Here is a 7,727-nt window from a genome sequence, read left to right on the forward strand (position 1 = left end):
TTCCATGTATGGCCATGATTGACCTTTCTAAACAGAGGTTAGCCTAGGTCACGCACCGAAAGTTTGAGAATCATAATCTTCCCCCAACATCGACGATCACCAAACCAGCGAATCAGTAGCGCAAAATCGGCGAAATTTCAAGATTCGGTGAAGTATTTGCTTAAAAAATAACAAATATATCAAAAAAAATACAAAATCACCCTACGTAATGTAAGGCGCTTTTCGAAACATCAATTGAAGGGTTACTCATCACGCACAACTGCCACTGGAGACGAAAAATATCGTCGGATATAGCGGGCAATCACAAAACCGCAGATCCACGGATACCCAAGACCCTGAAGGGATGCGGGAGTAGAGTAGAGTTTCTTCGATCGTCTTGATCGTATTCGAATTTGTATAGGTAGACTACATCTCAAATTACAGTTTTCCGTCGCCGCCTTGAGGGCGACGACGGAAATTTTGTTGGGTATAGATGGGTCTTTCAACTTACCACTTGTAGCGGAAGCCTACCGTTCCCTTGGCGCTGTAGTTGTCGCCCGAGGCGAGGGCGTGACCGTAGCTGGCCTCGGCATAGACGCTGGACTTGTCGTTCCAGGCATAGGTAGCGCCCGTTCCGATTTCACCCCACAGGCGCTTGTCCTGCTGCTCGACGGTGGCGCCGGCGATCTTGACCGACGTGTCGCCCATGAACTCGTAGCTCAGATTGGCGATGCCGTAGAATTGCAGGCGGCGGGTCTCGCCATCCTCACCCTTCCAGCTGCTCAGGTTCTCAACCCGCACGCCCAGGCGTCCGAGCACGCTGTCGCCATCGCCGAGGGAGACCCGGTTGCCCAGGGTGTCGGTGAAGGAGGAGAAGTCCACATGGGTCCAGGACAGTTGGGCCTGCGGCACCACGGACCAGCCCGATCCCACATCGAAGCGCTTGCCGACCTCGAGGCTCAGCGCGCTCGCCCAGCCCTGGCTGCTGCCGTTCTTGTTGGACAGGTTGGTATCATACCAGGTGAACTGGCCGATCGCATCGGCATAGAGCCCATCATTGCCCAGCCAGGTCGCATTGACGCCCACGCCGTAGCCGTTGCTGGTGATCTTGCCCTTCGAGCGTGCCGCACCGGTGACGGGATCGCGCGTGGTGTCGACCTTAACCCAGGAGCGGCCCACCGTGGCATAGGCGCCCAGGGTCACCTGGCCGTTCGTCGTCTCATAAGCCGTGCCTTCATAGCCGGCCTGCAGGAAGCCGATGCCCTGGGTGTAGGAACCGCCCTTCTTCGGATCGTAGGAGGCATAAAGTCCTCCGACGCGTCCCCAGGCGCCCTGCCCATAGATCACCGGTCCGCCGGGAGCGTATTTCATGACCTGGTCGGACGGCAGGTCAGCCGCGACCTGCGATTCGCCATTGGGCCAGATCCGGCCGCCGGTGCGCTGCTGCAGCGTACCCAGCGTCGCCTGCGCGAAATGCGAGAGGGCGCCGGCATAGACCACCGAGGTCTGCGCCTCGGAATTCAGTTCATTCGTCGAACGCAGGAACCAGTCGTTCGCGCCGCTCGCGCCGCCCATGTACAGGCCGTAGTCATAGGCGCCCGCCGCCACGGCCGAAGTGAGCCGGAAAGCGTTCGCGTCCGAGGTGCCGCCCACCTCGATCACTTTGATGCCGTCCGTGGTCTGCGCGCCCAGGCCGCCAACATTGTGGACCGTCAGCTTCGTGGAGCCCGTGGCATCGCCAGTGATCACCAGCTTGTCGGTCTTCGAAGAGTCGTCGCCCAGCTCCGTGTCGATCTCGACCGTACCGCCGTTGCCGACATAGTTGCCGTCGATGGTGGTGGTGTCGCCGGCGCCCTTGTCAGCCATGGTCAGCACGCCGCCATTCTTGAAGGTGCCGACATGGTTGAAGACGGTATTGGCGACAGCCGCGCCGTCCTTGGCGGCGATGATCGTGCCGGTGTTGTTCACGCTGTTGCTAGCGGTGCCTGCGCCGAACTCGTTGGTGGCGCCCGCCGTATCCCAGGTGCCGGCGTTGTTGACGGTGTTGCCTTTGTCGCTGACGAGTTGAACCGAGCCGGTGATCAGGCCGGAACCAGAATTGGTGACCGTCGCGGGGCCATTGGCAAAAATGGCCTGGCTGAGGGATGAATTGGAGGTGTTTCTAACCGTACCGGAATTGTTGATGTTGATGGGCGCCCCGAAAGAAAGGCCCATGATGCCGCCCGTATTTCCTTCCACGATACCGGTGGTCGTGATCGACGTCGTGCCGGTGCCGTGCTGCTCGGTGTAAATGCCGTTGTTCGATCCGGTGGCATTGTTCACCGTGACGTTGATGGCCTTTGTATTGACACCGGCTATGACGTTGACGGCATTGCCGCCACCATGCTCGGGAAATTCGGTTTCAATAGTCGTCGCCTTGCCGGTCACGATAACGTCAATGGAGCCGCTTGCGGCATCGGCGTTAACGACGTTAACACCGCCCATGTCGCCGTTTGCATTGTTGGCTTTGACGTAGACGTCGCCGGTCCCGTAATTGTTGGCCTCGATAGCGGCCCAACCGCCGAGATTAAAGCCGGCGTTCGCGGTGCCGTTGGACTCGATGTGGATTCCGCCGTTGCTGTGATTATCGGCACGAATGCCAAAACCAGCACCAGTCGTATCACCTGCGGTGATCTGGATACTGGAATTCCCAGTCGTATTATTGTTGATCGCCAGAATTCCAGATTCAGTCCCAATGGTGAAAAATTCGTTCGTGGTCGAGCTACCGTTAGCCGTGACTATGAGATTACCCGTACCGTTGTTTTCGGCGTAGATGCCATAGCTACTGCCATGCGTCGTCGTACCGGCATCCGTATTGACCGTGAGATCGCCGGTGGCCGCAGCGGTGTTGGCGTTGTAGATGCCGTAGGGTCCAGTAGCAGTAACATCGCCATGGGTCGTAACTGCGGATTTTCCTGTGCCGCCATTATGCGCCTCTATGCCGTTAGCACCGGCGGTTACATTATTGGCTGTGATGGTAAGGTCTGTCGTATTCGCATTCGTGCTAACGACGATACCATTGCCAGCATTGGCCGTGATGTCGCCGACATCGACCTTCGTGTACCCCGCACCGGGACTGGCGTCGACAACGAGGTTCACACCATGTCCACCGGTGGTGGTGATGGAGCCTACTGTGATATCGGTATTACCATTGCCGCTGGAGTAGCCAGAGATACCGCCGCCGCCGCCGCCGTTGATCGTTCCGACATTGACGGTGAAGTTGTGGGTGTTCGGACCGTTGTCGAAGATGATGCCGGTGCCGATGCCGCCGTTGTCGGTGTCCGCGTTGATCGTGTTGGCGGTGACCGAAATATCGCCGGTGCCGGCGTTGCCATTCAAATTGATGCCGTTATCGCCAGCATTAACCTCATTGACATTGATCGTCAGACCCGCGGAATTGCCCCCCATGGTAGCGATGATGCCATCACCGCCCGCCGAGGTGATGACGCCGTTGGAGGTAATTTTCATGGAACCGGTGCCAGCATTGACAGCATCGATTCCATAGCCGTTGCCCGTGACGTTATTGACGTCAATCGTTAGGCCGGTGCTTGTCCCGGAGGTTTGGGCAAGAATACCGCCGTTGACCGTTCCGGTAATCGAGCCTGTCGACGTCAAAACGAGGGCGCCACCGCCTTGCTCGGCGATGTCGATACCGCCAAGACCGGTGATATTCGCTCCTGTCGTGTCGATGAAACTCGTCCCACCGCTTCCCCGGATATAGAAAGCATCACCGAGAACCCCGCCATGGTCAGCATTGATCCCGAAGCCTGGCAGGGTGGTCACCGCTACCGGCGCGGTGCCATTTCCAAGAATCTGCCCGGCTTCATTCTGGGTGGGGCTGGCCGGCCCCGAGCACACGAAGGTCGCCGGGTCGCAACTGCCCGCAAACGCCGCGCCGGGAGCAGCTACCATTCCACCGCAGGACAGCGCGGCGGCAATGGCGATGGTGGACGTTAAGGCTTTCGGATGAGCGAGGCTACGCTGCGCCACCCGAACCGGGCTACCTACCGTTAAAGTAGCTCCAAGAGGCGAAGAAGACTTCTTGTGCTTGCCGACGAGTCGAGGGGACATGGGGATTTCCATAATTGAACGTATTTTTGAACATATTTACTCCCCAGATTCCTCACAATTTCACAAAATGTCTCTCCATGTCACTTCCTGACACAAATTATCTCATTCGGAAGGATTACGCCCCCGGGTCCCCCGAGTATAAATACGAATTTTTCTGGACAGTGACCGAAAAGCCATACTATTCCGCGAAGATGAACCCTTGTCCGCGAATGGCATGTAGAGGTAGCAGCATGTTGGACTTCTCAGCCCTTCGACGTAGGCGGCTTACGATGGTATCGAGGTGGGTATAGTTGAAGTCATAGACATCAGCGCCCATGGCTTCGACGAGCGCGCTCCGGACGACAGTGCTGCCGCGCGCCCTGAACAGGCATCCCAGGAGGTGCTGCTCGGAGACGGTCAGGCGCAGGCGGTGGCCCATGCCGTCGGTGAGCGTCCACCCCCCTTCCACCAGGGCCCATTGCGGGATTTGAGGAGGTGCCGGTACCTTGCAATGCCTGTTGACGCGATTGTGGACCGCCATCACCGTGGCAGCCAGTTCCCGAATGTCGATCGGCTTGACGAGGTAGGCATCCGCGCCCTTTTCAAGGCCGGCAAGGCGGTCGTCGATCGAGCCCTTGGCGGTCGCCATGATAATGCCGATCGGTTGCGATGCTCGCAAATGCGCCGCCATGGACAGGCCGTCTTCATCGCCCAGGTTGAGGTCGAGGATCACGATCTCGGATGGCAGGGCAGCATAGGCCCGGTACAGGGCCGCAGCGCTGCCAAACCCCTGTACGTTCAAGCCCAGCCTGGATAGGCCAAATACCATCTCTTCGCGAAAATCCTCATCGTCATCAACAAGATAAACGAGAGGAGCAATCGCGACATCACCCTGCTTGGTCTCTTCTCTTGCGAACATCAGCACCCCTCCATGTCGCAGTTCCACAGCATCCGATCCCATCTAATCGTTGCATTGTCTATCTTGTTTAGTTGTTTTGTGGTGCAAGCCTCATGGGGTCTTTCATTAAAGTCGACGGACGGCACCAAAGGCGCGGTTTCCCTGAGTGGCCATCTCTCCGTCCTCGATGATCCGAGTGGCGCACTCACCATTGAGGATATCGTTTCAGGACAGCCCGATCTTCAGTTCGTTCCCGTTCCTTCGATGCTCACTCAGGGATATCGAAAAGGTGCGGTCTGGGTCCGGTTCTCCCTGTCCGCTCCGGAAGCCTCCAGTCAGTGGCTATTGCAGATCGAAAGGCCCTTGATCGAGCACGTCAGCCTTTACGCCCCGGATGGAACCGGAAGCCTAGCAGCCGTACCCCCCAGTCGTTTTCATCTGGAGGCTGAAGAGGGGGTCGACGCCTATTCCGCCGTTTTCCGGATTTCCGTCCCCCCTGCTGCGACCGCTTATTACATTCGGCTGCAGTCATCGACCTCGATCACGACCTCATTGAATATTTGGCAGAAAACAGGATATGAAAATTACATTAAGGTTAATGATTGGATTATTGGAGTCGTAGCAGGTGCAATAATTGCAATGATATTTGCGAACTTGTTGTATTATTTTTGGCTTAGAGAAAATCTATTTATAATTTACGCAGCACTTCTTCTATTTTCAGGACTAATTAGTGTATACCATATGGGGTATGCATCCGAGGTATTGATCTTCCTGGAACCTGAGATAGTTCGCAGAAGCTGGGGCATCATCGTCTGCCTGTATAGTATATTCATGATGTTGTTTTTAGAAAGATTGTTTGAATTTCGTGATCACTCGTTCTTGGCGTGGCGGATCTCCCAAGGTGTCGTGCTTCTCAACATCGTTGCCTTGATATTCGCGCTTGCTGGACACTATGGCGACGTTGGTTTTTTTGTCTCGCGACTGCAGCAAATATCTCTTATTTTTGTTGCCCTCTTTGCGCTATACCTGCTCGTCTTTCGTCGAGAGTATCAATATTTATTGTCGGCGGTCGCGTTCTTGAGCGTAATATGCCTGCTGTCGGTGATGCAGTTGCAATACACCGGATCCAACCCGCTGCGGATTGACGGCTCCCTGGCCAGGTTGTTGGCGGTGGGGACTTTAATTCACCTCGTGCTGCTGAGCGCCGCGGTCGCCAAACGGGCCCAGCTAGCCGAGCGCAACCTGAGTAAGGAAAAGGATCGCGTCATTGCCATGTCGCGGTTCGCCGAACAGGAACTGACGACCAAGGTGCAGGAGAGAACCGCGGAACTTGCGGAAAGCAACGCGTCGCTCAAGGAGGAGATGGATCGGCGCCACCTGCTTGAAATGAAACTCAGGCAGTCCCTTGCGTCCGTCAATGATGCCCTGGCTCAGCAACGAGGCTTCGTTGCTCTGGTATCGCACGAATTTCGCAATCCCCTGGCGGTGATTTTGGCCGCCGCCAACAATCTATCGCTGTCCACCGCAGGAGATGTCGACACTGTCAAGGTGCGTGCCGCCAAGATCCGGCAGGCCGTCGAGAAAATGTCGATGCTGATTGAAAATGTCCTGGCTGAAGAGCGGCTCGACACCGGGCAGGCATGGTCATTCCCGACACTCGAAATATTCGATCTCAACGAGGTTCTGGACACCGCCGAGGCAGGATTGGATGACACCGCGACCATGCGCGTACGCTTTGTTCGGAGCGACGAAGCGATGGTGAAAGGGGACCCCAATCTACTGGAAATTGCGGTGTTAAACCTAATCCAGAACGCCTTGAAGTATTCGGCTGAGAGCACCGTCGTGACGGTACAGCTGAGGTCAGACGAAGATACCGTATTCATCAATGTCATGGACGACGGAATTGGCGTTTCCGAAACTGATCGTGAACGCATATTCCAAAAATACTACCGCGCGGCAGGGCAACGGATAAATGGCTCCGGCTTGGGGCTTTATATTTCAAGGGAAATTGCTCGCCAGCATGGCGGCGACCTCATACTGGCTGCTGGCAACCGGAGCGGCTCCACATTCTGTCTCTCGCTGCCTCTCGTGAAAGGAGCCTCTCAATCGTGAGCAAGTCGATTGAGGTCCAACTGAAATATTCCAAACCGATACACCACCCCGTGGTGAAGGCTGACGACACAGCACTGGATTGCGCGAGGAGAAGCTGGCGGTTTTCCGTCCTGGTGGCCGGCTTGAAGTCGCTTTCCTGGGACAAACGCATGGGAACGACATCGCACTGATTTGTGGAGCAATGCGGAGCAGCAAGACTTGCGCCGACACCGAGCTGACAAGGCTTGCGTCGCACGATACCGACCGAGGAATTCCGCCCTTCTTCCTCCCGAAAGCGGCAACTTTTACCATCTATCGTTAAAAAAGCTCCAAGTTCGCAACCGATCACAACAGGTATAATTCCACCTTCGGCGCTGGGTAGCCGATTTTTGCCGTGGGATTGCGCTCCCTCACCGATACAAAGTGCGGTATTGGGTGATGTAGAGACAGGAAGTGACAGGAAAAATGCGAGAATAGATCGATGCGGCCAAAGCCTAATACCAGATTGGTATTGGACCACGAAGTGTCATGTTCAAATGGATAGCTTTATATCGAAATCCAAGACGATAAGCTGACCTTCAACAAAGCTTCACTCGTGAAAAGGAGATCCAGCATGGCCGATCACAGCATCAAGGGAAAAGTGGCGCTGATTGCCGGCGGCGGCAAGAAT

At 56.1% G+C, this 7,727-nt stretch carries 3 protein-coding genes; 1 reads left to right on the forward strand and 2 read right to left on the reverse strand.

All coding sequences use genetic code 11. The features are described 5' to 3' along the window. Nucleotides 1-486 precede the first annotated feature (486 nt). Nucleotides 487-4,089 carry an autotransporter outer membrane beta-barrel domain-containing protein gene (locus U1R88_RS21485; protein ID WP_322433066.1) on the reverse strand — a complete coding sequence of 1,201 codons (3,603 nt, stop codon included), beginning with the start codon at nt 4,087-4,089 and terminating at the stop codon, nt 487-489. Between the two features lie 178 nt (nt 4,090-4,267). Next, a complete protein-coding gene (locus U1R88_RS21490; protein ID WP_322433087.1) occupies nt 4,268-4,987 on the reverse strand; it encodes a response regulator transcription factor in 720 nt (239 codons plus the stop codon). Between the two features lie 12 nt (nt 4,988-4,999). On the opposite strand from U1R88_RS21490, the gene U1R88_RS21495 reads away from it, so the two are divergent. Continuing rightward, entirely contained in the window at nt 5,000-7,078 is a 2,079-nt protein-coding gene (locus U1R88_RS21495; RefSeq protein WP_322433067.1) for a sensor histidine kinase, read from the forward strand. The last annotated feature ends 649 nt before the right edge of the window (nt 7,079-7,727 follow it).

The organism is Labrys sedimenti (assembly GCF_034424805.1).
Lineage (GTDB): Bacteria > Pseudomonadota > Alphaproteobacteria > Rhizobiales > Labraceae > Labrys > Labrys sedimenti.